Annotated in this window: 26 protein-coding genes, 1 tRNA gene and 1 pseudogene; 21 read left to right on the forward strand and 7 right to left on the reverse strand. The window is 69.6% G+C overall.

Going from position 1 to position 25107, the window contains the following annotated elements:
• The first annotated feature begins 36 nt into the window (after positions 1 to 36).
• A complete protein-coding gene (locus tag AB0E24_RS04075; RefSeq protein ID WP_359374732.1) occupies positions 37 to 774 on the forward strand; it encodes a 3-oxoacyl-ACP reductase family protein in 738 nt (245 codons plus the stop codon).
• A 188-nt stretch (positions 775 to 962) separates the two neighbouring features.
• Here the strand turns inward: AB0E24_RS04075 and AB0E24_RS04080 are convergent, their stop codons facing one another.
• The gene (locus AB0E24_RS04080; RefSeq protein ID WP_069864850.1) at positions 963 to 1967 is read right to left on the reverse strand and encodes a sigma-70 family RNA polymerase sigma factor; all 1005 of its coding nucleotides are present in this window, start codon (positions 1965 to 1967) and stop codon (positions 963 to 965) included.
• A 373-nt stretch (positions 1968 to 2340) separates the two neighbouring features.
• Here AB0E24_RS04080 and AB0E24_RS04085 point away from each other — a divergent pair, with 373 nt between their 5' ends.
• Together AB0E24_RS04085 and AB0E24_RS04090 are read left to right on the forward strand one after the other, a co-directional pair.
• Positions 2341 to 2787, forward strand: a complete 447-nt coding sequence (locus AB0E24_RS04085; protein ID WP_359374734.1) for a hypothetical protein — start codon at positions 2341 to 2343, stop codon at positions 2785 to 2787.
• A gap of 83 nt (positions 2788 to 2870) precedes the next feature.
• Positions 2871 to 3953, forward strand: coding sequence for a questin oxidase family protein (locus AB0E24_RS04090; RefSeq protein ID WP_359374736.1), 1083 nt, complete (start codon positions 2871 to 2873; stop codon positions 3951 to 3953).
• 127 nt (positions 3954 to 4080) lie between these two features.
• Here the strand turns inward: AB0E24_RS04090 and AB0E24_RS04095 are convergent, their stop codons facing one another.
• Positions 4081 to 4863: a dioxygenase family protein gene (locus tag AB0E24_RS04095; RefSeq protein ID WP_359374738.1), complete on the reverse strand. Its 783-nt coding sequence runs from the start codon at positions 4861 to 4863 to the stop codon at positions 4081 to 4083.
• 132 nt (positions 4864 to 4995) lie between these two features.
• Here AB0E24_RS04095 and AB0E24_RS04100 point away from each other — a divergent pair, with 132 nt between their 5' ends.
• On the forward strand, positions 4996 to 5496 hold the full coding sequence (locus AB0E24_RS04100) for a MarR family winged helix-turn-helix transcriptional regulator (RefSeq protein WP_069865586.1): 501 nt from the start codon (positions 4996 to 4998) through the stop codon (positions 5494 to 5496).
• Positions 5497 to 5688: 192 nt separating this feature from the next.
• Here AB0E24_RS04100 and AB0E24_RS04105 read toward each other — a convergent pair whose 3' ends face one another.
• Entirely contained in the window at positions 5689 to 7197 is a 1509-nt protein-coding gene (locus AB0E24_RS04105) for an MFS transporter (protein ID WP_069864858.1), read from the reverse strand.
• Between the two features lie 182 nt (positions 7198 to 7379).
• Positions 7380 to 8030, reverse strand: coding sequence for a TetR/AcrR family transcriptional regulator (locus AB0E24_RS04110; RefSeq protein ID WP_069864860.1), 651 nt, complete (start codon positions 8028 to 8030; stop codon positions 7380 to 7382).
• A gap of 300 nt (positions 8031 to 8330) precedes the next feature.
• Between AB0E24_RS04110 and AB0E24_RS04115 the strand changes: the two genes are divergently transcribed.
• Positions 8331 to 9662, forward strand: coding sequence for a M6 family metalloprotease domain-containing protein (locus tag AB0E24_RS04115; protein ID WP_359374740.1), 1332 nt, complete (start codon positions 8331 to 8333; stop codon positions 9660 to 9662).
• On the opposite strand, the gene AB0E24_RS04120 is transcribed toward AB0E24_RS04115, so the two are convergent.
• A complete protein-coding gene (locus AB0E24_RS04120) occupies positions 9628 to 10362 on the reverse strand; it encodes a TetR family transcriptional regulator (RefSeq protein ID WP_359374741.1) in 735 nt (244 codons plus the stop codon). The genes AB0E24_RS04115 and AB0E24_RS04120 overlap by 35 nt on opposite strands.
• Positions 10363 to 10433: 71 nt before the next feature.
• On the opposite strand from AB0E24_RS04120, the gene AB0E24_RS04125 reads away from it, so the two are divergent.
• The 15 genes from AB0E24_RS04125 to AB0E24_RS04195 all read left to right on the forward strand — a co-directional run bounded on the left by AB0E24_RS04125 (position 10434) and on the right by AB0E24_RS04195 (position 24276).
• Positions 10434 to 10709: a hypothetical protein gene (locus AB0E24_RS04125; RefSeq protein ID WP_359374743.1), complete on the forward strand. Its 276-nt coding sequence runs from the start codon at positions 10434 to 10436 to the stop codon at positions 10707 to 10709.
• 5 nt (positions 10710 to 10714) lie between these two features.
• Positions 10715 to 10993, forward strand: coding sequence for a DUF4190 domain-containing protein (locus tag AB0E24_RS04130; protein WP_079258685.1), 279 nt, complete (start codon positions 10715 to 10717; stop codon positions 10991 to 10993).
• A gap of 116 nt (positions 10994 to 11109) precedes the next feature.
• Positions 11110 to 12171, forward strand: coding sequence for a Rieske 2Fe-2S domain-containing protein (locus AB0E24_RS04135; RefSeq protein WP_102937955.1), 1062 nt, complete (start codon positions 11110 to 11112; stop codon positions 12169 to 12171).
• Positions 12168 to 12446: a hypothetical protein gene (locus tag AB0E24_RS04140; protein ID WP_359374796.1), complete on the forward strand. Its 279-nt coding sequence runs from the start codon at positions 12168 to 12170 to the stop codon at positions 12444 to 12446. The genes AB0E24_RS04135 and AB0E24_RS04140 overlap by 4 nt, the downstream gene beginning before the upstream one ends.
• A 270-nt stretch (positions 12447 to 12716) precedes the next feature.
• A complete protein-coding gene (locus tag AB0E24_RS04145) occupies positions 12717 to 13742 on the forward strand; it encodes an ABC transporter substrate-binding protein (RefSeq protein ID WP_359374746.1) in 1026 nt (341 codons plus the stop codon).
• 50 nt (positions 13743 to 13792) lie between these two features.
• A complete protein-coding gene (locus tag AB0E24_RS04150) occupies positions 13793 to 14686 on the forward strand; it encodes a siderophore-interacting protein (protein ID WP_069864874.1) in 894 nt (297 codons plus the stop codon).
• A 414-nt stretch (positions 14687 to 15100) separates the two neighbouring features.
• Entirely contained in the window at positions 15101 to 16699 is a 1599-nt protein-coding gene (locus AB0E24_RS04155; RefSeq protein ID WP_359374748.1) for a pyridoxal phosphate-dependent decarboxylase family protein, read from the forward strand.
• Positions 16700 to 16725: 26 nt separating this feature from the next.
• Positions 16726 to 18033, forward strand: a complete 1308-nt coding sequence (locus tag AB0E24_RS04160; RefSeq protein WP_359374750.1) for a lysine N(6)-hydroxylase/L-ornithine N(5)-oxygenase family protein — start codon at positions 16726 to 16728, stop codon at positions 18031 to 18033.
• Positions 18030 to 18629 carry a GNAT family N-acetyltransferase gene (locus tag AB0E24_RS04165; RefSeq protein WP_359374751.1) on the forward strand — a complete coding sequence of 200 codons (600 nt, stop codon included), beginning with the start codon at positions 18030 to 18032 and terminating at the stop codon, positions 18627 to 18629. Before AB0E24_RS04160 ends, AB0E24_RS04165 begins: the two co-directional genes overlap by 4 nt.
• Positions 18626 to 20428, forward strand: coding sequence for an IucA/IucC family protein (locus AB0E24_RS04170; RefSeq protein ID WP_359374753.1), 1803 nt, complete (start codon positions 18626 to 18628; stop codon positions 20426 to 20428). The genes AB0E24_RS04165 and AB0E24_RS04170 overlap by 4 nt, the downstream gene beginning before the upstream one ends.
• Before the next feature lie 23 nt (positions 20429 to 20451).
• Positions 20452 to 21111: a TetR/AcrR family transcriptional regulator gene (locus AB0E24_RS04175; RefSeq protein WP_251770723.1), complete on the forward strand. Its 660-nt coding sequence runs from the start codon at positions 20452 to 20454 to the stop codon at positions 21109 to 21111.
• 230 nt (positions 21112 to 21341) lie between these two features.
• A complete protein-coding gene (locus AB0E24_RS04180) occupies positions 21342 to 22388 on the forward strand; it encodes a medium chain dehydrogenase/reductase family protein (protein ID WP_102937500.1) in 1047 nt (348 codons plus the stop codon).
• 123 nt (positions 22389 to 22511) lie between these two features.
• Positions 22512 to 23126 carry an ABC transporter permease gene (locus AB0E24_RS04185; RefSeq protein WP_079258675.1) on the forward strand — a complete coding sequence of 205 codons (615 nt, stop codon included), beginning with the start codon at positions 22512 to 22514 and terminating at the stop codon, positions 23124 to 23126.
• A gap of 128 nt (positions 23127 to 23254) precedes the next feature.
• On the forward strand, positions 23255 to 23893 hold the full coding sequence (locus AB0E24_RS04190; RefSeq protein ID WP_359374756.1) for a hemerythrin domain-containing protein: 639 nt from the start codon (positions 23255 to 23257) through the stop codon (positions 23891 to 23893).
• Positions 23894 to 24200: 307 nt separating this feature from the next.
• Positions 24201 to 24276 (forward strand) — tRNA-Arg (locus AB0E24_RS04195).
• Positions 24277 to 24319: 43 nt separating this feature from the next.
• On the opposite strand, the gene AB0E24_RS04200 is transcribed toward AB0E24_RS04195, so the two are convergent.
• The gene (locus AB0E24_RS04200) at positions 24320 to 24595 is read right to left on the reverse strand and encodes a hypothetical protein (protein ID WP_251770702.1); all 276 of its coding nucleotides are present in this window, start codon (positions 24593 to 24595) and stop codon (positions 24320 to 24322) included.
• On the opposite strand from AB0E24_RS04200, the gene AB0E24_RS04205 reads away from it, so the two are divergent.
• Positions 24585 to 24998 (forward strand): hypothetical protein, encoded by a 414-nt coding sequence (locus AB0E24_RS04205; protein ID WP_359374793.1) that lies wholly within the window; start codon positions 24585 to 24587, stop codon positions 24996 to 24998. The genes AB0E24_RS04200 and AB0E24_RS04205 overlap by 11 nt on opposite strands.
• Before the next feature lie 21 nt (positions 24999 to 25019).
• Here the strand turns inward: AB0E24_RS04205 and AB0E24_RS46180 are convergent.
• Positions 25020 to 25103: pseudogene (locus AB0E24_RS46180) on the reverse strand (SpnB-like Rossmann fold domain-containing protein); the annotation flags it as partial.
• Positions 25104 to 25107 lie beyond the last annotated feature (4 nt).

Raw genomic sequence — 25107 nt, forward strand, 5'->3', positions numbered from 1 at the left:
ATACAAGGCATTGAAGACAGCTTACGAGGAGAAGACATGACGCTCGACGGCAAGGCGGCTCTGGTCACCGGCGGCAGCCGGGGCATCGGCGAGGCCGTGGCGATCCGGCTCGCCGAGGACGGCGCCGATATCGCCCTGACCTACCACAGCCAGGCCGACCGCGCGGCGGATGTCGTGGACCGGATCAAGGCGCTCGGCCGTCGCGCCTGGGCGGTGCGGGCCGACAGCGCCGACGCGCCGTCGGCGCGCGCCGCGGTGGAGGGGGCAGCCGCCGAGTTCGGACGGCTGGACATCCTGGTCAACAACGCGGGTGTCGGCGTCCTCGGCCCCATCGCCGAGCTGTCGCTGGACGATGTGGACCGGGTCCTCGCCGTGAATGTCCGGGCGCCGTTCCTGATGGCGCAGGCGGCCGCGGCGCATTTGACCGACGGCGGGCGGATCGTCAACATCGGCAGTTGCATGGCCGAGCGCGTCGCCTTCCCCGGCGGCACCCTCTACTCGACCAGCAAGACCGCGCTCACCGGCCTCACCAAGGCCCTGGCCCGTGAGCTCGGCCCGCGCGGGATCACGGCCAACCTGATCCACCCCGGCCCGGTGGACACCGAGATGAACCCGGCCGACGGCGCGAGCGCCGCCCTCCAGAGCGGCTTCACCGCACTCGGCCGCTACGGTCGGCCCACCGAGATCGCGGCGACCGTGGCCCATCTCGCGGGCGACGACGGCCGCTACATCACCGGGGCGTCGATCGCCGTGGACGGCGGCTTCGCCGTCTGACCGACCGCCCCAACGGTCCGCGGCCGAGGTCACACCATCCACGCCGAGGCCCCCACGCGAGGCCATGAGGGACAGACGGGTCACACGAGCGGACATAAGCGAGCCCCGGCGCCGGGGGGGGGGAGGCGCCGGGGCTCGGTCCATGGGTTGGAGAGGGTCTGGTGGCTGAGAGTTATTGGCTTGAGAACTCAAGCCGCTGCGTCGAAACCGGTCTGGCGGGCCATCTTCTTCAGCTCAAGCAATGCGTGCTTCTCGATCTGGCGGATTCGCTCACGGGTAAGGCCATGCTGCTTGCCGACCTCGGTGAGGGTGCGCTCCCGGCCGTCGTCGATGCCGTACCGCGCCTTGATGATGGAGGCGGTGCGGTCGTCGAGGCGGCCGATCAGGCCCTCCAGCTCCTCGCTGCGCAGCAGCGTCATCACCGACTGCTCGGGCGAGACCGCCGAGGTGTCCTCCAGCAGATCGCCGAACTGGGTCTCCCCTTCATCGTCGACCGACATGTTCAGACTGACCGGGTCACGGGCCCAGTCGAGCACATCCGAGACCCGCTCCATGGTGGAGCCGAGCTCCTCGGCGATCTCGGCGTGCTCCGGCTCGCGGCCGTGCTCGCGGTTGAACTCCCGCTGCACCCGGCGGATCCGGCCGAGCTCCTCGACCAGATGGACGGGCAGCCGGATCGTACGGGACTGATCCGCGATCGAGCGCGTGATGGCCTGACGGATCCACCACGTGGCATAGGTCGAGAACTTGAAGCCCTTGGTGTAGTCGAACTTCTCCACCGCGCGCACCAGGCCCGCGTTGCCCTCCTGAATCAGGTCGAGCAAGGGCAGCCCACTGCGCGGATAGCGGCGCGCCACAGCCACGACGAGGCGTAGGTTGGAGCGGATGAAGATGTCCTTGGCGCGGGCACCTTCGGCGGCTATCGCCTCCAGCTCCTCGCGGCTCGCACCTGCGGCAGGGGTGTCCTCAACCTCCCCGTCCAGGATCTGCTGGGCGTACACCCCCGCTTCGATGGACTGAGACAGCTCGACCTCCTTCGCCGCGTCCAGCAACGGGGTGCGAGCGATCTCGTCGAGATACATGCCGACCAGGTCGCGATCGGCGATCTCCCCGCCTGAGGCGCGAACGCTGTTGGCCCCATCAGCGCCACCACCGGCGGCGGACTGATTACGGGCGACGGCACGGGTTGCCATGCGTGCTCCCTTACAGATGGATCGGGCGCGGACTATGGACGGACTCTCCGGTGTCGGGTGCCCCGTCCGAAGGAAACAACGACTGGAATCAGGACAGAATTCCCATCAGGCCCTCATCTTTTTACGATCATGCAGTATCCTGTCCACCCACACCAGGGTCAGCGCACTGCCGAGAGGCCGGGAAGCGCAGGTCAGACCCCCTTTGCGGCCGCCTCCTACGGCTGTCCCGCCCTTCTCTCATCTGTCAAGACGAATCTCATGGCTGCGCGGTTGCCCGTTTGTTCGATCGCGCCGGGTTGCCCGCCCGCCCGCATGGGTGTGCGCTGGAAAGTGACAGGTCAGGGCGGGGACACGGCGACGAGGAGGTTCCGCCATGCATGCCCTCACGGCCCCGGTCAGCCACCACCGCCAGCCACGGCTCCACCTCCCCCCGCACCCCTCTGCCTCCTGGGGCGTCCCCGTCGTGCTGGCGGTGCTCTACGGCGGCTGGGTGATGTTCGTGGCCCACAACCAGGGCTCCACCATCCCCGCGTCCGCCGTCTACGGCGTGGTGTCGGCCGTGGTGGTCGGGGTGCTCAGCTACGCCTTCGGCAGGCTGACGCCGGGCCTGATGCCGGAGATCAGGGCCATTCTGTACGGGGCGCTCCTCGGCTGCGCGATGGGCTTTCTGCACTCCGTGAGCGGCGGCTCGGTGTACCGGTCCGCGGGGATCGGCCTCGGGATGGGGGTCGCGATGGCGGCCGTGTCGTTCTACGTCTTCCACATCCGGGAAGAGCGTCCTCCGGAACGGCCCTCGACGGAACAGCCGTCGACGGAATAGTCCTCGGCTTAGGTCATTGGTCCCCACACGCTTCCGTCCCCGGTCCGTTTCGGGGCCGCCGCCCCCGTCCCTAGCGTGAGGTCATGACGGACGACACGAGTGGAACCCTCGACGAAGCCCTCGAGCGCCTGCATGCCAGCGGCCCCGAGCGTCTGGGCTGGCTGAGCAATCACGCGCCCATGGCCGTGGAGGCGCTGGTACGCCACGGCCAGGGGCGCACCGTGCACCGCTGGCTGGACCGCTATCGCCACAAGCTGGAGGAGATGCCGCGCCCGCACGCCCGGATCACCGAGGAGAACTGGCACGAGGCGCTCGGCGATCCGCGCCGTCTCGCCGACTGGCCCGCCTACTTCGAGCGGGAGCTCGCCGGCCGCCCCTGGCGGGACGTACTCGCCGTGTGGTGGCCGCGGCTGCTGCCGGGCATCGCGGGCGGCGCGACGCATCCGGTGATCCGGGTCGGTCACGCCGTACGGACCCTCCTGGACGGTCCGGACCCGGGCGCCACGACCGCTCCCCGCACCGCCGAGCTGGCCCACGCCCTCGGCTACTGGGCCGCCCGCCACGCCCCGCTGCCGCCGCTCCGGCAGCGACCTGGCCCCGCCTCCGGGTCGGCGGCCGACGCGCTGACCGCCGTGGAGCCGATCGCCGACCAGAGCGGTGGCATACGGGAGCGGCTGGCCCGGCTCACCGCCTTCCCCACCTGGCCGCCCACCCCGACGGACGACGCAACGACCGCCCCCACCGACCACCCGGAGGAGGCGCACCGGCGGCTGGCCGAGCTCGTACGGGCCGCGACCCATCGCTACGCCACCCATGGCCACGGCGAACCGATCATGCTGGTCCACGCCGCGACCGCGCCCAACGCCGTACTGCGTGTCCTGCCCGCGCTGCCGCGCGAGCTGTGGGCGCCGAGTCTGGACGCGGCATGGGCGGCGAGCGCCGCGGTCACGGCGGTGTACGCGCCACGGGAGCCGCTCCCGGCCGACCGGCTGCCGTCCGTGGCCGGCGGCGTCACGCCCGAGGAGGTCTTCGCCCGCGCCGCGGCGCACGGCGATGAGCATGCCATCAAGCTGACCGACACCGCCCTCGACGTCGCCCAGGGCCCGGACGCGATGGCCCTGACCGCCGCACTGCACGCCTGCGCGATGATCGATCCGGTCCTCTGACGAAGGCGAAAGCGAAGGCGCGAGGACGAGACGCTAGGGCGAAGGCGAGACGCGGAGGCGGGGGCACGAGCCCGTCCGTACGACCTCAGCCACCAAGCCGCACCCAGCCGCCCCCGGCCGCGCCCCCTCACCCGAACTGCAACGACCGCTTCGCCAGCCCCATCCAGAACCCGTCGATCACGCTCCGCTGGCCGCCCAGCTCCGCCTCCGCCGCGCCCAGCGTGACGAACAGCGGCGCGAAGTGTTCGGTGCGCGGATGGGCGAGCCGTCCCGCCGGGGCCGTGTGCTCGAAGTCCAGCAGCGCGTCGATGTCCAGCGCCTCCAGGGCCCGCTGCCCCCAGTCGTCGAACTCGGCCGACCAACTGGGCGGCATCGGGCCGGTATGCCGCATGGCGGCCAGGTTGTGGGTGAAGAAGCCGCTGCCGACGATCAGCACGCCCTCGTCCCGCAGCGGCGCCAGCTTTCGGCCGATCTCCATCAGCTTCCGCGGATCGAGGGTCGGCATCGAAACCTGAAGAACCGGGATGTCGGCCTCCGGATACATCTCGACCAGAGGGACATACGCCCCGTGGTCCAGCCCCCGGTCGGGAATGTCCTGGACCGGGGTCCCGGCCGTGCGCAGCGTCTTACGGATCCGCTCGGCGAGCCCGGGGGCGCCCGGCGCGTCATACCGCACCTGGTAGTAGTGCTGGGGAAAACCCCAGAAGTCATAGACCAGCGGCACTTGCTGAGTGGCCCCGATGGCCAGGGGCGCCTCTTCCCAGTGGGCGGAGATCATGAGAATGGCATTGGGCCGGGGCAGCCCCTCGGCCCAGGCGGCGAGCTGTCCGGGCCAGACCGGATCGTCGGCGAGCGGCGGAGCACCATGGCTGAGGTAAAGGGCGGGCATGCGCCCGTCGAGCGCGGACATGATGACTCCTCGGCGGTCGACAGAGCTGGATTCGACAAGATGCTTGAAGTCTCAAGCATGCAGTCCTTACTGTACCGCACACTTATTTAATGTTCAAAGAGTGTTATCTAGAATGGACGCGTGGACGACGCCATGAAAACCCTCACGGATACCGACGAACCGCGTTGGCTCACCGACGACGAACAGCGCAGCTGGCAGGCGTATATCCAGGCGAGCATGCTTCTGGAGGACCACCTCGACCGCCAGCTCCAGCGCGACGCGCGCATGCCCCATGTCTACTACGGCCTGCTGGTGAAGCTCTCCTGGGCGCCTCGCCACCGGATGCGGATGACCGAACTGGCCGAGTCCGCCAAGATCACTCGCTCCCGGCTGTCCCATGCCATCGCGCGTATGGAGAAGGACGGCTGGGTACGGCGCGAGGACTGCCCCGACGACAAGCGAGGGCAGAACGCGGTCCTCACCGACAAGGGATTCGAGGTGCTGCGGGAGGCCGCCCCCGGCCATGTCTCCGCCGTACGGCTGGCCGTCTTCGACCGGCTCTCCCCCGAGCAGGTCGAGCAGTTCGGCGACATCTGCCGGATCATCGCGGACGGCCTCCAGCCGGAGGGCGCCGACCTTCCCTGGCTGCGCTGACACCCTGAGACCACGCCGAGACACCGACACCGACACCCCGAGACGGCACACGAAGGCCCCGCTCCCCGGTGGATTCCAGGGAGCGGGGCCTTCGCCGCCGTACGGACAGACCGGCGAATACCTCAGCACCTCAGCGCATCGGCGCATCGGCACATCGGCACATCGGCACATCAGCGCTTCAGCGCTTCAGCATCAGTGCGCCATCACCGGGATGGCGTCCTCCGCCGCCCCGTCCCCGGAGCCCGCGACCGCGCCGCCGTTCTCCGGCTGGCCGGCGTTGACCAGCGTGATGGCGATCACCGCGGCCAGCACCAGGATGCCGACCGCCCACCAGATGGCGGAGGTGTAGCCGTGGACCATCGACTGGAGCTCCAGCGCCTTGCGGGAAGTGGCCCCGGCCGCATGCGACTTCGCGTACTCGGTGGTGGCGCTCGCCGCGATCGTGTTCAGGAGCGCGGTGCCGATGGCGCCGCCCACCTGCTGCGAGGTGTTGACCATCGCCGAGGCGACACCCGCATCACGCGGCTCGACACCATGCGTGGCCAGGCTCATCGCCGGCATGAAGGCGGTGCCCATGCCGAGGCCGAGCAGCAGGAACCCGGGCAGGATCAGCATCGGGTACGAGGTGTCCAGGTCGATCTGGGTCAGCAGCAGCATGCCGACCGAGGCGACCAGGAAGCCCGGCCCCATCAGCCGCCGCGCCGGGACCCGGGTCATCAGCCGGGCGCCGATCTGCGTCGAGCCGGTGATCATGCCCGCGACCATCGGCAGGAAGGCGAAGCCGGTCTTGACCGGGCTGTACCCCTTGACGATCTGCATGTAGTAGGTGAGGAAGAGGAACAGACCGAACATGCCGATGATGGCGAGTGCCAGCGAGGCGTAGACACCACCGCGGTTGCGGTCGGCGACCACGCGCAGCGGCAGCAGCGGCGCCTTCACCCGCGACTCGACGATCACGAAGGCGAGCAGCAGCACGGCCGCGGCGATGAACAGACCGACGGTCAGGCCCGCGGTCCAGCCGTCGGACTCGGCGCGGGTGAAGCCGTAGACCAGTGCGACCAGACCCGTGGTGGCCAGGATCACACCGGGGATGTCCAGCCGGGACGAGTTACGGCTCTCCACCGGCTCGCGGATCACGGCGACCGCACCGACCACGGCGATGATGGCGAACGGGATGTTCACGAAGAAGGTCCAGCGCCAGTCCATGTACTCGGTGAGGACACCGCCGAGGATCAGACCGACGGCGCCGCCACCACCCGCGATGGCACCGAAGACACCGAACGCCTTGGCGCGCTCCTTGGGGTCGGTGAACATCACGGCGAGCAGCGAGAGCGCGGAGGGGGCGAGCAGCGCGCCGAACACACCCTGGAGCGCCCGTGCGCCCAGCAGCATGCCGGTGTTGAGCGCGGCACCGCCGATGGCCGAGGCGGCAGCGAAGCCGAGCAGGCCGACGATGAAGGTCTGCTTACGGCCCCACAGGTCGGCGATCCGGCCGCCGAACAACAGCAGTCCGCCGAAGGCGAGGGCGTAGGCCGTGATGACCCACTGCCGGTTGCCGTCGGAGATGCCGAGATCGGCCTGGGCGCTGGGCAGCGCGATGTTCACGATGGTCGCGTCGAGCACGACCATCAGCTGGGCGAGGGCGATGAATATCAGCGCTTTCCAGCGCCGGGGATCCACGTATTGAGCCGTTTCAGGCATGGAGGGTCCTACCTAGCGGTGCGGAGGGTGATAAATGGGACGTGTGGGGCCGGTCAAGGTCAGACCGGCACAGGCCGTTGGATAAGAGGTAGCGAGATGCGACGACGCACGTACGGAAGACTTGTGAACGCGCGTGGAATAAGCGGTGCTTCGGGATCGGCCGGATGCGATTTATGTCACGGTCACGGCCGGTGTTGCAGATCCTCCAAGGTCACGGACTTACCAGGTAGTTCGGAGCGCGCCGGGGCCCGCAAACCGTCCAGGAACAGTTGCAGATGCCGGTGCACAAAGGCGTCGAAGTCCACACAGAAGCTGCCTGGCAGCGGCCGGGTGAGCTGGTTGAGCGCGACCATCAGATCACCGACGCCGATGTCGGTGCGCAGCTGGCCGTCGGCTTTCGCGGCCCCCATCAGGGCCTCGACGCCTTCGGACAGACGGTCACGGGTGGCAATGAGGTCAGGATGCTCCTTGTCGAGACCGTCGGAGAGCAGCAGGCACAGCGCACCGATGCGCTCATCCGCCGCGGCGTGTACGAAGCGCCGCAGCGCGGAGAAGGCGTCGACCTCCTCGGCCATGGCGGTTTCGGCCTGATCGGCGACGTGGGACATCACCGAGAGCGCCACATGGTGGATCAGCTCACGGCGGTCCGTGAAGTGCCGATAGATCGTGGCATTGCCGACCCCCGCCCGTCGAGCGATTTCATCGAGGGGGATATGTGCCCCGCTCTCGACGATCACCTCACGGGCGGCTACGACAATACGCTCCCGATTGCGCAGGGCGTCCGCGCGCAGCCGAGGCTGTGCGGACTTCGCGGTCATCGTGTCGGCGGCCATAACAGCACTCCCTTCTGCGTACGGCATCCATGCGTACGGTTCTCCGGTGGCTCGGCCGGCGGCTCGGCTGTGACACCGGCCTCGGCCTTGACGTTCAAGTTTCAACTCTTCCGGGGAGTCAGTCCCCGTTTATGCGTTCACCGGGTTAAACGGGGAATGAGTCCCCGGAATTTCTGCGTCCGTAGGTGACCTGCCTCACACCTGCCCGGCACCCCTCGCCGCCCGAACGGAGCAGGTCATTCCCCCGGACGGCGGCACCCCACGAGCGCCCCGGCTCACGCCGTCACACCGTGGTCGGCAATGGAGCAGACGCATGGGACCACCCGCCCCCGCATACGAATACGCCGGCCCCGCAGAGGCAGCGCATTCGCCACCGCCGCCGTGCTCACGGTGGCGGTGGTCTCACCGGGGGCGGCCGCGCGTCCCGAGCCCCCCGCACCCCCCGAGCTGGCCCCGGCGCCTTCGGCACGGCCGGCCTTCGGCTCGCTCGCACCCTGCGCCCTCGCCTCCGGCCCGGGGCTCCAGATGTCCGAGGGCCTGCCCACCAGCCGCGGCTACAGCCACAGCACCGGCACGGTACGCGCCCTCAACCTCATGATCGACTTCCCGGACGTCCGCGGCCAGGGCACCGCCCGCGAGCGCTTCGAGGAGTTCTTCCCCCAGACCACCCGGTGGTTCACACAGAGCTCGTACGGACGGCTGGACTACCGCCCCGAGATGCCGATCACCCACTGGCTGCGGATGCCGCGCTCGTTCCGCGCCTATGGCATCAAGCGCGGCAGCCCCTTCGACCCGGGCTATCGCAAACTCGTCGCCGATATCGCCAAGGCCGCCGACCCCAAGGTCGACTTCCGCCGCTACGACCTGGTGAACGTCCTGGTCACCCCGAACGCCGGGCCGCCTGCCGCACACGCGGTGCTGTCCGTCACCTACGCCGACAACCAGCAGGCCCCGACCGCCGACGGCGTTCCGCTGGCCAATGTCTCCTTCGTCTACAGCCGCCAGGACGACGGCTCCGGCTCGCTGCGCCGCACCGGCTTCCGCGTCCTGCCCCATGAGAACGGCCATGTCTTCGGGCTGCCCGACCTCTATACCCGGCTCGGCGGCGACAAGGCGGGCCACTGGGATGTGATGTCCGAGGACTGGGGCGCCGGCAATGACCTGCTGGCCTGGCACAAGTGGAAGCTGGGGTGGCTCGACCCACGGCAGATCGCCTGCGCCGCCCGCTCCGGGGTCGTCGCGCACACCCTGTCGCCGCTGAGCCGCCCGGAGGGGACCAAGCTGGTCTTCGTCCCCGTCTCGCCGTCCACCGGCTACGCGATCGAGGCGCGCGCGAACGGCGGCAATGACGAGGCCATATGCAAGCCCGGTGTCCTGATCTCCTGGGTGGACACCGGTGTCGACTCCGGCGGCGGCCCCATCACCATCGTGGACTCCACCCCCCACGGCCGCGGCTGCACCCGGGAGCGCAATGTCCACCCCGGACTCAGCGACGCGGCCTACGCGCCCGGCGAGAGCTTCAGCACGCAGGCGAACGGCACCCGGATACGCGTCCGCGTCACCGGCCGGGACGCGGACGGCGACTACGGCGTGGAGATCAGCCGTCGCGCCAGTGGTGGCGCCCGAGGCTGATCAGCAGCAGTTGTTTACGCGCGGTGGCGGCGACCCGGCGCTCGTCCTCGGCGCCCGCGGCACCAGCGGCATCCGCGGCACCAGCGGGGCCCACGGCATCCTCGACATCAGCGGCACCCGAAGCACCCGAAGCACCCGAAGCACCCACGGCCCCGGGGTGCTCCGCCTGTGCCTCCAGGAACGCCGTCGCCGTCATCACCATGTGGTCCACATACAGCTCCGCGAGCATCCGGACGTCTTCCGGCGGCCAGTCCTCGGCCGAGAGCCGCGGGCAGAAGTCGGTGGCCACCTCATCGGCGAATCGGTCCAGCTCGGCGGCGATCGCCTCGCGTACGGCACGCACCCCGCCATGCCGCTCACGCGCGATGAAGCGGATATGCGCGGGGTAGCGGCGCACATGCTCGGCGACCGCGGCGACGGTGGCGTCGATCCGCTCCGCGTCACCGTCCTGACCGGCGAGTATCGCGCCGATCATATGGTGCAGACTGCCCAGGGACTCCTCGACCAGCGCGACGCCGAGATCGCTCAGATCCCGGAAGTGCCGGTAGAAGGCGGCCGGCGCCACGCCCACCGCCCGCGTGACCTCACGCAGCCCCAGACTGCTCAGGCTCTGGTCCTCCAGCAGCCGCAACGCCGCGTCCAGCAGGGCGCGCCGGGTCTTCTCCTTCTGGGCCTGCCGGACCCCGCACCTGTGACTCATATCATTCAGTAAACAGCTGTTCGCTGAAGTTTTCCAGGCCCCGGCGGGGTACTCTGAATCTCAGTGAACAGTTGTACTTCCAACTGTTCACCGAACACCGGGCGAACCACGCCCAAGCGAACAATGTCCACCCGGACAACGCCCACCCGCACGCCAACCGCATCCGGATCGTCACTTCGAAAGAGGCTCAGATGCTCTTCATCGTCGCGGCACTCGCCCTGATGGGGGTTCTTCTGGGGGCGGCGGCGCACACCCCGCTCCCCCTGTTCCTCGCCGCCGCGGGCGCCATCGGCGCCTGGCTGCTCATCTTCTTCATCCGCGAACGCACCGGGCACAAGGGGAGCTGAGACCCATGGCACTCACCGCACCGTCCCGCACCGCACCCCTCCGGGCCCGCGGGGACGCCGACGGCATGGCCGTCGCCTCCTTCGTGCTCGGCCTGATCGGCCTGCTGCTCTTCAACGCGGTCTTCGGGCCCTGCGCGATCGTCCTGGGGACGCTCGCACTCGCCCGGGAGACCCGCCGCAGGGGCCGGGCGCTGCTCGGCATCGCGCTCGGCATCGCCGATGTGGTCCTGCTCATCGTGTTGTTGACGCTGAATCACTCCGTCTTCTGGCAGTTCGGCGGCTGACCCGCCGGCAGTCCACCGGACCCCTTCCCGCGTGGCCCTTCCGCTCAGCGGGCGGCTCTTCCACTCAGTGGAAGGGCCGTTGCCCATACGTGATGTGCGTCACCACGCTGGCACGCATGACCGCCTTCGCCAGAAACCAGTGGTACGTCGCCGCCTACGGCCGCGAGATCGGCCGGGAGCTGCTGGGGCGCACCATCCTCGACGAGCCCATCGCCTTCTACCGCGCGGAGTCCGACGACACGGTCATCGCGCTCGCGGACCGCTGTGTGCACCGCCGCTATCCGCTCACCGCCGGCCGTCTCGACGGCGACACCGTCGTCTGCGGCTACCACGGCTTCACCTATGACACCGGCGGCGCCTGTGTGTTCGTACCGGGCCAGAAGCGCGTTCCGCGCACCGCCCGGGTCCGCTCCTACCCCGTCGTCGAGCAGGACTCGCTGGTGTGGGTGTGGATCGGGGACCCGGCGCTCGCCGATCCCGGCGCGGTGCCGCGCGCTCCCTGGCTGGCCGACCCTGGCTGGACGACGGTGGGCGGCATGGAGCCGATCGACTCCGACTACGGCCTGCTCGTGGACAATCTGCTGGACCTCTCCCACGAGACCTATCTGCACAGCGGCTACATCGGCACCCCCGAGGTCGCCGAGACCCCGATCACCACGGAGGTCGACGAGGGCGCGGGCGTCGTACGCGTCAGCCGCCATATGGACGACGCCGAGTGCCCGCCCTTCTACGCCCGCTCCACCGGGATCGAGGGCCGCATCACCCGCTGGCAGGACATCGAGTACCACGCGCCGTGTCTGTATCTGCTGCACAGCAGGATCGCCCCGGTGGGGGTACTGCCGGAACCGGACGGCTCCGACCCGGACGCCTTCCATGTGGAGATCACCTACGCCATCACCCCGTCCACCGACCGCCATGTGTACGACTTCTGGGCCGTCTCACGGGACTTCGCACAGGACGACGAGGAGGTGTCCACCTTCCTCCATGACCTCAACCGGACCGTGGTGCTCCAGGACGTGGGGGCGCTGAACCTGCTTCAGCAGGCCCTGGACACCGAGCGCGAGGGCTATCAGGAGCTCAGCATCAACATCGACACCGGCGGTCTGGCCGCGCGCCGCATCCTCGCCCGCCTCGCCGCCGAAGGAGAGCGGGCCGCGGCCGTGGCGGCCTCCCCATGAGCGGCGCGCCCACGGCCGAGGTGTACCGGATCGACTGGCTGCCCGGCACCGATGTGCTGCACGGGGTCTGCCACTGCGGGGCCGAGCGCACCGCCGAGGACCCGGTCGAGCTGTGGGAGTGGATGCTCGGCCATCCCAACGGGCACCGGCCCGGAGGGAGTCGGCCCGGAGGGAGTCGGCCCGGCACCGAACACGATCCCGCCGACCACCGCCCCGCCGATCGCCGCCCTGCCGACCACCGTCCCGCCGGCCACCGGAAGGAGACCACTTCGTGAACCCCGGCGGCACTCGCCGTGCCCCGATCCCGCCGACCGCGCCTCCTGGCGGATTCGCGGTGCTCCGCGAATCCGCCGGGCGCGGCGGCTCCGCCCGGGTGCACGGTGCCGGACCTGTGAATCCGCGCTGAACCGCCCTTTGTGCCCCTCGATGTGAGGTTCGGAACGACCCCGCCCACTGGACAAACAGGTTGGTTAGGCTAACCTAACTACGTCCTCGGGTTGCCGTCCCGACCACGTCCCCGTAATGCATCGAGAGAGAGCACCTTCATGCGCCAGGCCAGAGCACTCCCCCTCTCCCGCCGCGGTCTGCTCGCCGCGGGCGGCGCCGTCGGACTCGGAGCCCTGGTCACCGCCTGTGGCGACAACGGCGGTTCGGGCTCCGGTGGCGACGACGGCGGCGGCTCCTGGTCGTTCACCGATGACCGCAAGACGAAGATCAGCCTCGACAGCCGACCCCAGCACATCGTCGCCTACATCGGCGCGGCGGCCGCGCTCTACGACTTCGGCATCGACAAGCAGATCACCGGTGTCTTCGGCCCGACCACGCTGAAGAACGGCAAGCCGGACGTCCAGGCGGGCGACTTCCCCGTCGGCCAGGCCACCTCCCTGGGCAACACCTGGGGGCAGTTCAACGTCGAGAAGTACGCCTCGCTCAACCCCGATCTGCTGATCACCAACATGTACGACCCGGGCGCGCTCTTCTACGTCCCGGACGACAGCAAGAAGAAGATCCTCCAGCTGGCCCCCAGCGCCGCCATCACCACCGGCCGGATCTCCATGCTCGAGCCCATCAAGCGCTATGCCGCGCTGGCCGAGGCGCTCGGCGCCGATCTGAAGGCCAAGAAGGTCACCGACGCCAAGGCGCGGTTCGAGAAGGCGGCCGAAACGCTGCACAAAACGGTCAAGTCACACAAGATCAAGGTCATGGCCTGCTCCGCCAGCGCCGATCTCTTCTATGTCTCCAACCCGAAGATCAGTGCCGACCTGATCTACTTCAGCGAACTCGGCGTCGACTTCGTCGTCCCCGAAAAGACCGACAAGGGCGGCTACTTCGAGAGCCTCAGCTGGGAGAACGCCGACAAGTACGACGCCGATGTGCTCTTCCTCGACAACCGCACCGCGACCCTCCAGCCCAGCGCCCTGACCGCCAAGCCGACCTGGTCCAAGCTGGCCGCGGTCAAGGCCGGTCAGATCACCCCCTGGAGCAGTGAGCCGCGCTTCTCGTACGCGGGCGCCGCCCCGCTCGTCGAGTCCCTCACCAAGGCCATCCAGGACGCGAAGAAGGTCGGCTGAACGGTCGGCCCGGCCCTCCCCACGGCAAGCGAAGGGAAGACCCTCCTCCCATGACCACCGCAGCCACCCCCACCGTAGCCACCGCCGCCACCACCGCTCCGTTCCGCTTCTTCGACGCGCGGGTCGTACGGACCCGCGCGCTGGGACCGTCCATGGCACGGATCACCTTCGGCGGCAGCTGTCTGAAGGACTTCATCAGCGGAGGCCGAGACCAGCGCTTCAAACTGTTTCTGCCGCACCCCGGCCAGACCGCCCCGGTGGTGCCGGTCGAGGCCGGGGAGGGCTGGTTCGCCACCTGGCGGGCGATGGACCCGGCCGAACGCGGCATCATGCGCTCGTACACGGTGCGCGGGCAGCGCCGCGACCCCCATGAGGTCGACGTGGACTTCGCGCTGCACCACGACGGCGGCCCGGCCGCCCGCTGGGCCGCGCGTGCCGAGGCCGGCGACCGCGTCACCCTGCTGGGCCCGGCCGTGGAGGACAACGGCGGAGTCGACTTCCGGCCGCCGTCCGGCACCGACTGGGTGCTGATCGCCGGCGACGAGACCGCGCTGCCCGCCATCGCGGGCATCCTCGAATGGCTGCCCGCCGACCTGCCCACCAAGGTGTGGCTCGAGGTCCAGCACGCCGAGGACATCCAGGAGCTGCGCACCGAGGCGAAAGCCGAGATCACCTGGCTGGTCCGGGACGGCGTGGCCCCCGGCACCCCGCGCTCCGCCCCGCTGCTGGACACCGTGGGCGCCGCCGAGCTGCCCTCCGGCACGCCGTACGCCTGGATCGCGGGCGAGGCCGGAACCGTCAAGGCGCTGCGCCGCCACCTGGTGCGCGAACGCGGCTTCGACCGCAAGGCCGTGATTTTCACCGGCTACTGGCGCCTGGGCGCCTGTGAGGAGCAACTCGTCGAGGAGGCCGTGTCGGGCACCGGCCCCGCGGCCGACGACTGACCCTCCCCGCCGCCACACCGCCTCCTCACGGCGGGGATCCTCATGGCCGCGTCCCCACAGCGGGGGTCCTCACGGCCGCCTCCTCATAGCCGGATCCCCATTGGCCACTCCTCCATCGGCCGCCGCCTCCATCGGCCGCGTCCTCATGGCCGCATCCCACAACTGAAATCCCACAACCGCATCCCCATCTGAACCTCCAATCGAATCCCCATAACCGCATCCCCTCCAGGACCGCGAGGACCGACCGCCGGACGACCGGCGGCCGTCCGCCCGGCGCGCCCCCACGCGCCCGGCCGCCGCGTCCAGCGCCCCCGCATGTCCACCAGGCCGGTCAGGCCGCGGTCCGCCCTCCCCACCAGTCGCATGCCCGCGCCATCCGCACGCCCGCATGCTCATTCCCAGAAGGGACAGACCGTGAGTTTCCTCGCGCAGACCGCTGAGGACCCGTCGCCGGAGCCGATACCCGGGGCGGCGGATGGCAGGACCCACCTCTTCAACGGCCGTACCGCGGAACGCTATCGGCGCTCCGTCACCGACGGCGTCGGCCTGGTGGCCTCCACCGTCGCCCGCGCGGAGCGCCCCTTCACCGGTATCACCCCCGCCGAACTCGCCCCCGAGATCTCCGGAATCGACCTGGAGCGGCCGCTCGGCGACCCGGACGCCGCGCTCGATGAGCTGGAGGGCGTCTATCTCAAGGACGCCGTCTACTTCCACCACCCGCGCTACCTCGCACACCTCAACTGCCCCGTGGTGATCCCCGCACTGCTGGGCGAGGCCGTCCTCTCCGCCGTCAACTCCTCCCTCGACACCTGGGACCAGAGTGCCGGCGGCACCCTGATCGAGCGCCGGCTGATCGACTGGACCGCCGAGCGCATCGGCCTCGGCCAGGCCGCGGACGGCATCTTCACCAGCGGCGGCACCCAGTCCAACCTCCAGGCGATGCTGCTGGCCCGCGACGAGGCGTGCACGCTGGTGGAGAAGGAGGCCGCCGCGGCCGGCGGGACGATCGCCAAATCCGCGATCCTGCCGCGGCTGCGCATTCTCACCTCCCAGGTCAGCCACTTCTCCATCCAGAAGGCCGCCGCCATCCTGGGGCTCGGCTACGAGGCCGTCATCCCGGTCCCCTGCGACCAGGACCGCCGGATGCGGACCGTCGCCCTCGCCCATGAGCTGGACCGCTGCCGCCGCGAGGGCCTGATCGTCATGGCCGTCGTGGCCACCGCGGGCACCACCGACTTCGGCTCCATCGACCCGCTGCCCGAGATCGCCGAGCTGTGCGCCCGGCACGGCAGCTGGCTGCATGTGGACGCCGCGTACGGCTGCGGACTTCTGGTCTCCCCGACCCGCCGCCACCTCCTCGACGGCATCGAGCGCGCCGACTCGGTCACCGTGGACTACCACAAATCCTTCTTCCAGCCGGTCAGCTCCAGCGCCGTGCTGGTCCGCGACCGCGCCACGCTCAGCCACGCCACGTACCACGCCGACTACCTCAACCCCGAGCGCAGCGCCCGGAAGCTCATCCCCAACCAGGTCGACAAGTCCATCCAGACCACCCGCCGCTTCGACGCGCTCAAGCTGTGGCTGACGCTGCGGATCATGGGCGCGGACGCGGTCGGGGCGCTCTTCGACGAGGTGGTGGAACGGGCCGCCGAGGCATGGGCCCTGCTGGACACCGATCCGCGCTACGAGGTCGTCACCGAGCCCCAGCTGTCCACGCTGGTCTTCCGCTACGTACCGCCGTCCGACGGGCCGTCCGACGGGCCGTGCGACCCGGACCTGGTGGACCGCGCCAATCTGCACGCCCGCGAGGCACTGGCCGCCTCCGGCGCGGCGGTCGTCGCCGGAACCGTCGTGGACGGCCGGCACCACCTCAAGTTCACCCTGCTCAACCCGGAGACCTCGCTGAGCGACATCGCGTTCGTCCTCGATCTCCTGGCCGAGCACGCCGGTCAGTACCTCGCCCTCCACATCGAGCCCGAGCTCAGCGGCCCCCGCCACTCGCGCGCCAGTTGAGTCCCTTCGTCCCGCCGGAGATCCACGTGCCCACCCCGCACACCTTTGACTTCATCGCGGTCGGGCTCGGCCCCTACAACCTGGGCCTTGCCTGCCTCACCGAGCCGATCGACGAACTCGACGGACTGTTCCTGGAGCGCAAGCCCGACTTCGACTGGCATCCGGGCATGCTGCTGGACGGCGTCACCCTCCAGACCCCGTTCCTGGCCGACCTGGTGACGCTGGCCGACCCCACCTCCCCGTACTCCTTCCTCAGCTACCTCAAGGAATCGGGGCGGCTGTACTCCTTCTACATCCGCGAGATCTTCTATCCGCTGCGCGCCGAGTACAGCGACTACTGCCGCTGGGCCGCCGCGAAGCTGCCGTCCATCCGCTTCGGCCACGAGGTGACGAGCGTCGAGTACGACGAGGCCGACGGGGTCTACACGGTGCGCGCGCTGCGGCGCGCCACCGGCGAGACCACCACCCACCGCGCCCGCTGTCTGGTGCTGGGCACCGGCACCCCGCCGTACCTCCCCGAGGTGTGCCACGGCCTGGGCGGCGATCTGCTGCACAACACGGACTACCTGGCGAACAAGCGGGCGCTGCGATCGAAGGAGTCCATCACCATCGTCGGCAGCGGCCAGAGCGCGGCCGAGATCTACCAGGATCTGCTCGCCGACATCGACACCCACGGCTACCGGCTGAACTGGGTGACCCGCTCCCCGCGCTTCTTCCCGCTGGAGTACACCAAACTCACCCTGGAGATGACCTCGCCCGAGTACGTGGACTACTTCCACGCGCTCCCCGAGGACACCCGCTACCGGCTGGAGGCTGAGCAGAAGGGCCTGTTCAAGGGCATCGACGCCGAGCTCATCAACGGCATCTTCGACCTCCTGTACCAGAAGAGCGTGAGCGGCCCGGTGCCCACGCGGCTGCTGACCAACACCGCGCTCACCGACGCGGCGTACGACGAGCCGTCCGGCACCTACACCCTCGGGCTGCGCCATGAGGAGCAGAAGCGGGACTTCTCGCTCACCACCCATGGGCTCATCCTGGCCACCGGCTACCGCTACCAGGTGCCCGCCTTCCTGGACCCCGTACGCGACCGCATCCGCTGGGACCGCCACGGCCGCTTCGACGTCGCCCGCAACTACAGCGTCGACACCACCGGACGCGGCATCTTCCTCCAGAACGGCGCCGCCCACGCCCACAGCCTGACCTCCCCCGACCTGGGCATGGGCCCGTACCGCAACTCGTGGATCATCCGTGAGCTGCTGGGCCGCGAGCACTATCCGGTGGAGAAGTCCATCGCCTTCCAGGAGTTCGGCGCGCCGGAAGGAGCCGTGTCATGACGCCTTCGCCGGTTTTCGAGCACACGGACGCGCGCCTGGGCACCTTCGCCCTGCGCGCCCTGGACCCGGCGGCCGACGCCGCGCCGCTGTACGGCTGGGTGACCCACCCCAAGGCGTCCTTCTGGATGATGCAGGGGGCGGACGAGGCGGAGGTCGCCGCCGAGTACCGCAGGATCCACGAACATCCGCACCACGAGGCGTTCATCGGCCTGCACGAGGGACGCCCGGCGTTCCTCGCCGAGCGCTACGACCCGGCGGTGGTGGAACTCGCCGGTCTCTACCCGGCCCGGCCCGGCGACGTCGGCATGCACTTCCTCTGCGCGCCGACCGACACCCCGGTGCACGGCTTCACCCTGGCCGTGCTCACCACCGTCATGGAGTTCTGCTTCGCCGATCCGGCCGTACGGCGCGTGGTCGTCGAGCCCGATGTGTGCAATGCGGGGGTGCACGCGCTCAACGCGGCCGTCGGCTTCGAGATCGTCGAGCAGATCGCCAAACCCGAGAAGGACGCCTACCTCAGCATCTGCACCCGCGAGCGGTTCCGGGCCGCCCGCACCACCCTCGCCGCCCGCGCCGCCCAAGGAGTGACCCGATGAGCCCCCGCGACGCCGTCGCCCACCTCACCCCCGAACTGTGGGACCGGGCAGGCCGCCTCCTCATCCGCAAGGCCCTCGCCGAGTTCACACATGAGCGCCTGCTCGCCCCCGAGCCGGGCCCCGATGGCCGCTACGCCGTGACCAGCGACGACGAGGCGGTGACCTACCGGTTCGCGGCCAGGGTGCTCTCGCTCGACCACTGGCTGGTCGAGGCCGACAGCATCACCCGCCACGACCATACCGGCGCCGAACTCCCCCTCGACGCGCTGGACTTCTTCATCGAGTTGCGCGGACGGCTCGGCCTGAGCGCGGACGTCCTCCCCGTCTACCTCGAGGAGATCAGCTCCACCCTCTCCGGTACGGCCTTCAAACTGGCCGCCGAGCCGGTGGGCGCCGCCCAGCTGGCCAAATCCAGCTTCCAGGAGATCGAAACGGGGATGACCGAGGGCCACCCCTGCTTCGTCGCCAACAACGGCCGCCTCGGCTTCGGCATCCACGAATACCTCTCGTACGCCCCCGAGACCGCGAGCCCCGTCCAGCTGATCTGGCTCGCCGCCCGCCGCGACCGCTCCACCTTCACCGCCTCCGCGGACATCGACTACGACACCCTGATCCACTCCGAACTGAGCGAGCCGACCCGGGCCCGCTTCGCGGGGACCCTCAACGACCTCGGTCTGGACCCCGCCGACTACCACCTGCTGCCGGTACACCCCTGGCAGTGGTGGAACAAGCTGTCGATCAGCTTCGCCGCCGAGGTCGCCCGGCAGCATCTGGTGTGCCTCGGCCCCGGCGACGACGAGTACCTCGCCCAGCAGTCGATCCGCACCTTCTTCAACACCACCGACCCGTCCAAGCACTATGTGAAAACCGCGCTGTCGGTCCTCAACATGGGCTTCATGCGGGGCCTGTCCGCCGCCTATATGGAGGCGACCCCGGCCATCAACGACTGGCTGGCCGCCCTGATCTCCGCCGACGAGATCTTCCGCGCCGCCCGCTTCTCGATCATCCGGGAGCGGGCCGCCATCGGCTACCACCACCGCCAGTACGAGGCCGCCACCGCGAAGGGCTCCCCGTACCGCAAAATGCTCGCCGCGCTGTGGCGCGAGAGCCCCGTACCGTCCCTGGAGCCCGGCCAGCGCCTGGCCACCATGGCGTCCCTCCTCCACACCGACCCCGACGGCGTCTCCTTCGTCAGCGCCCTCGTCGAGGAATCCGGCCTCACCCCCGCGACCTGGCTGCGCCGCTACCTGGACGCCTACCTCACCCCGGTGCTGCACAGCTTCTACGCCTACGACCTGGTCTTCATGCCGCACGGCGAGAACGTCATCCTGGTGATCGAGGACGGCGCCGTCCAGCGCGTGATCTTCAAGGACATCGCCGAGGAGATCGCCGTCATGGACCCCACGGCGGTCCTCCCGCCAACGGTGGAACGCATCCGCGTGGACGTCCCCGAGGACAAGAAGCTGCTCTCGATCTTCACCGACGTCTTCGACTGCTTCCTGCGCTTCCTCAACGGCATCCTGGTCAGCGAGGGCCTGTTGGAGGAGGACACCTTCTGGCGGACGGTCGCCGACTGCGTCCTGGACTACCAGCGGGCCGTTCCCCACCTCTCGGACAAATTCGCCCAGTACGACATGTTCGCCGAGGACTTCGCCCTCTCCTGCCTCAACCGCCTCCAGCTCCGCGACAACCGCGAGATGGTCGACCTCCAGGACCCCGCGGGCGCGCTCCAGCTCATCGGCACCCTCAAGAACCCGATCGCGGAGTTCGGAGCGGAAAACAAGGGATCGCGTCACTAAACTTCGCGATGTAACGTTACAGGGTGAAGGAGAGCAGCGCGGCAGACCCGGCCGCACCAAAACGGGCACGCGTACGCAACCGTCGAGGCGAAGGTGGCCGTCTGCGCGAGGACATCATCTCCGCGGCCGCGGAACTCCTCGACGAGACCGGCGACGAACGCGCCATCACCCTGCGGTCGGTCGCCCGCAAGGTCGGCATCGCCGCCCCGTCGATCTACCCGCACTTCCCCGACCAGCCGTCCATCATGCTGGCCGTCGTACAGCGGGAGTTCACCGAACTGGCGACCCATCTGCACTCCGAGGTGCGGGCGGCCGGCGACGACCCACGGGAAGGGCTGTACGCCCTCTGCCGGGCCTACCTCGCCTACGCCAAGAACCACCCGGAGCGCTACCGCACGATGTTCGGCGGCCTCTGGATGCCGACCCTGGGCGACAACTCCCTGACCGAGGAGGACCTCACCAGCCTCGGCTCGACGGCCATCCAGGTGCTCGTCGACGCTCTCGCGAAGTGCGCCGCCGCGGGCCAGTCCGCGGTCACCGACCCACCGCAGGACGCGATCACGCTCTGGCTCGGCCTGCACGGCCTCGCGCACCAGCGCGCCGTAAGCCGCACGTTCCCCTGGCCGGAGGAGAGCATCACCGAGGCCATGGTCACCAGACTGGCCTGCCTCAAGGAGACCTGACCACATCGCCGCCCCGAGGCAATGCGACAACGCCCCAGGACCGGCCGCGAGGAACACCGAAGGCGCCCTTCGTCCCGGCACGGCAGCCCCGGCCGCGCCGAAACGAAGGGCGCCTTTCGCCACGTAACCTTACGGCCATAAGTTTATTGCCGTAGCCCCTTGCTTCGCCTCGACTTACCTGCGTAGCCTTACGCCCGTAAGCACACAGCCGAGGCTTCAAGGAGCCCTCCATGAGCACGTCGGTCACCACCCTCGTCACCGAGATCGTTCTGCCCGGCAGGGTCGAGCCGAGTGGCCTGGAGACCCGGACCCGCGACCTCCCCGCCCCCGGCGCGGGCCAGGTCCTTCTGCGAATGGACGCCACCGGGGTCTGCTTCGCCGAACAGCAGATGCGCCTCGGCAAGTACTACAACCAGCCGCCGTTCCCCTTCGTCCCCGGATACGACGTCGTGGGCACCGTCACCGCGACGGGACCGGACGTGGACGCCGGGATGACCGGACGCCGATTCGCCGCGGTCACCAAGGTCGGCGCATGGGCCAGCCATCTGCTCATCGACGCCGCGGATCTGATGCCGGTGCCGGACGACGACATGGACGCGGCCACCGTGGAGACCGTGGTCGTCAACGGGATCACCGCCTGGCAGATGCTGCACCGGACGGCCAAGGTGCGCTCGGGCGGGACCATCGTGGTGCTGGGCGCCAACGGCGGCGTCGGCTCCATCCTCGTCCAGCTGGCCCGGCACGCCGGGATCACGGTGATCGGCACGGCTTCCGCGCGGCACCACGACAGCGTGCGCGAACTGGGCGCGACCCCAGTCGACTACCGCGACCCGGACATGTACGACCGCATCCGGGAGATCGCCCCGGACGGCGTGGACGCGGTCTTCGACCACGTCGGCGGCCCCGCGGTGGCGGAGTCCTGGCGCCTGCTGCGCCGGGGCGGAACCCTCGTGTCGTACGGCACCGCGGCGACGAAGAACGAAGAGGGCAGCTCACAACTGCCCGTGCTGAAGCTCTTCGGGCAACTCGCCGCATGGAACTCGCTGCCCAACGGCAAGAGCGCGCACTTCTACAACTTCTGGGCGGGCAGCCGCTGCCGGACGCAGTGGCAGCGCCGGCTGACCGAGGACCTCACCCAGGTGCTGCGCCTGGTGGCCGACGGCGTCCTCACGCCGCGGATCGCCGCCGAGATCCCGCTGTCCGACACCGCCTCGGCACTGGAACTCGCCGAGTCCCGCACCGTCCTGGGCAAGGTCGTCATCATTCCGGACGCGTGAAGGCCCGCGGGGCACTTCGTCCCGGCTACCCGAACCTTCGTACGGCGCAAGGTGGTTCAACCACCCAACGATCCCGCACACCACCACACACCCCACCCACCCCATCACTCCGGAGATCCCGTCATGCCCCTCGCCACCGCCGTCGCCCAGGCCACCGTCCCCGCCACCACCACCGCTGTGACGCGCTCACCGGGCGACGTCGACAACAGCGCGGTCTACGTCAGCTTCGGGCTCGCCTACCTCTTCGGCCACGGCTCCGCCGCGCTCTCCAAGGGCACCAGTCCCCTCCTCGACCTGCCCGGCTGGCTGCCCATGGCGCTTCTCGGCGCCGGATTGGCGGTCGGCACCGTCCAGGCGACGCTCGCCGCCCTACGCGCCCAGCGCGGCGCCACCGGCCCGGACGTCCTGTCCGGAAAGCTGCTCGGCGCGTCCTGGATCGCCGGCTTCACCGCCCTGTTCCTCGCGATCACCGGCCTGGCCTCCGCCGTCGACACACCTGACCTGCAAGACATGCTCTGGCCCACCGGCTCCGGCATCGTCGTCGGCCTGCTCTACCTCGCCGAAGGCGCCGTACGCCGCAATCTGCTCCACTACACCCTCGGCGTCTGGCTCGCCCTGACCTCCGCCGCCGCGCTCTTCCTCGGCACCCCGGGCCTCTACTGGGTCCTCACCATCGCCGGCGGCGGCGCGTACGCCATCGCCACGGTGCTCGAACGCCGCCGCCACGCCACCCGCTGACCACTCGCCTTCACCCACCACAGGAGAATCCATGATCAAGCGAAACTACGAGGCCGACCCCGAGCTCGCGAAGCTGGTGTCCGGTCTGGCTTCCCACACAGGCAGCAGCGCGGTCTGACCCCCGGCCGATGAACATGAACGCCGAGCACGACTCACCGGCCACCGTGGAAACGCGCCTCACCCACGAGGCACACAGACTCGCCACCAGCCTGCTCGTCGACGCCAGCCCCCGACCCTCAGTACCTCACCAAGCGCTCGCGCGATTGCGGGACTTCCTCGTGGTGAACCTGCGGCACCACCACGACGCCCAGGACGAATGGCTGTGGCCGCACATCGCGGCAGCGGCACCGGAGGCGAAGCCCGCACTCGACGACTTGACCGAGGAACACAAACACCTGGACATCACACTCACCCGCCTCGCCTACATCGACCTTGACAGCCAGAATCACCGCCAGGCCCTGCACGAGGCAGCCGTAGCCGTACGCGACAGCGTGCACGACCACCTGACCCACGAAGAGCCGGTCCTGTTCCCCGCCTTGCGGGAGCACATCACACCGTGGCAGTGGAAGAAGCTCTCCCGACGAGTCATCGCCACGACCCCTCCGGCGGCCGGACACCTGATGATCGGACTCCTCGACGAGGTGGCCACACCGGCCGAGCTGCGCTCGATCCTCGCGAACATGCCGCCCCCGGTGAAGGCCCGGCTACCCGCCATCCGCACCCAAGCCGCCACCGACCTGCAAGCCCTCCGAACCAACAACCCATGACTCCGCCCCCGGCACCACCTGCATACGCCCCCGGCACCACCCGCACGCAGACCCCGGCACTACCCGGACACAGACCCCCGACAGCACCCGCACACAGACCCCCGGCGCCACCCGGGTACAGACGCCCGCCGCCCACCACGACAGCACAACGCCGGCAACCGGTTCCACACCCGGATCCCGAACCCGGTAGGCTGACCTCTGGCCGCCACACCAGCGACCACCAGGGACCGGACGGATCCGTGCGGAGCCCGGCCGATGATCACCATTCACCGCCGAGCTTCCCACCACACTCCCAACCCAGTCCCCAGCCTCCGTAGCTCAGGGGATAGAGCACCGCTCTCCTAAAGCGGGTGTCGCAGGTTCGAATCCTGCCGGGGGCACCATGCATTAAGCCGCTGACCTGGGGCTTCTCCCCCAGGAGGCGCCTTATTCGGCCTCGGACTCCTCGTCCGAGGCCGTTCGCGTGAGCGATGCCTGAGCGCACGGGGAGTTGATCTCCCGAATAACTCCCAACGGATCAGCATCATCCGGCACGACCTCCGGGCCAGACCTCTCCGTACCGTCCGACTCCGGCTCCACGCCGGAAACGGTGTCCTCGGAGGCGGCACGTACACGCGGCACGAGCCGGGCAGCGGCCTCGGCGATCGCCAGATCCGCCTCGGGAGGCCGGGTCGTATACGTGTCGGCCGTGATGGTGATCATCGACTTGATCCTCACCGATGACGGCAAGCCGTACGTGCTGGAAGTCAACAGCACACCGGGCATGTCCCGCGACAGCAACTTCGCGGTAGGGGCGACGATGGCCGGGCTCACGCACACGGATGTCGTCTTGGCGATGCTGCACGAGGCCCTGGCCCGCCCGCCACGGGTCTGCGCGACCGCGAAGTCGGCGGCGGCGCCCGCGATCCGGTCCTCGTCCTCGGTGCGGTCGTGCGCGGCGGACGCGTTGGCGCGGGCCAGCAGTTCTCGGGCCAGCTGGGCATTCCGGGTCGTGACGGCCTCGTCCAGGCGCGCGAACAGTCGTCCCGCTCTGATCGACAGCTGGTTCACCGGCGCTCGCCTGAAACCGACTCGCCATCCGACAACCCCCCGAGGAGATCAGTAGACAGGTGTCGGCCGCCGCCACTTCGCCTGCGGCCGAATCGGTGGCTTGGTGAAGGTCGAGGAGGACGAACCGGTCCGGGTGCTCCGCCTGCGCGCTCCGCAGCAGGCCC

Source organism: Streptomyces malaysiensis subsp. malaysiensis (genome assembly GCF_040653035.1).
Lineage (GTDB): Bacteria > Actinomycetota > Actinomycetes > Streptomycetales > Streptomycetaceae > Streptomyces > Streptomyces malaysiensis.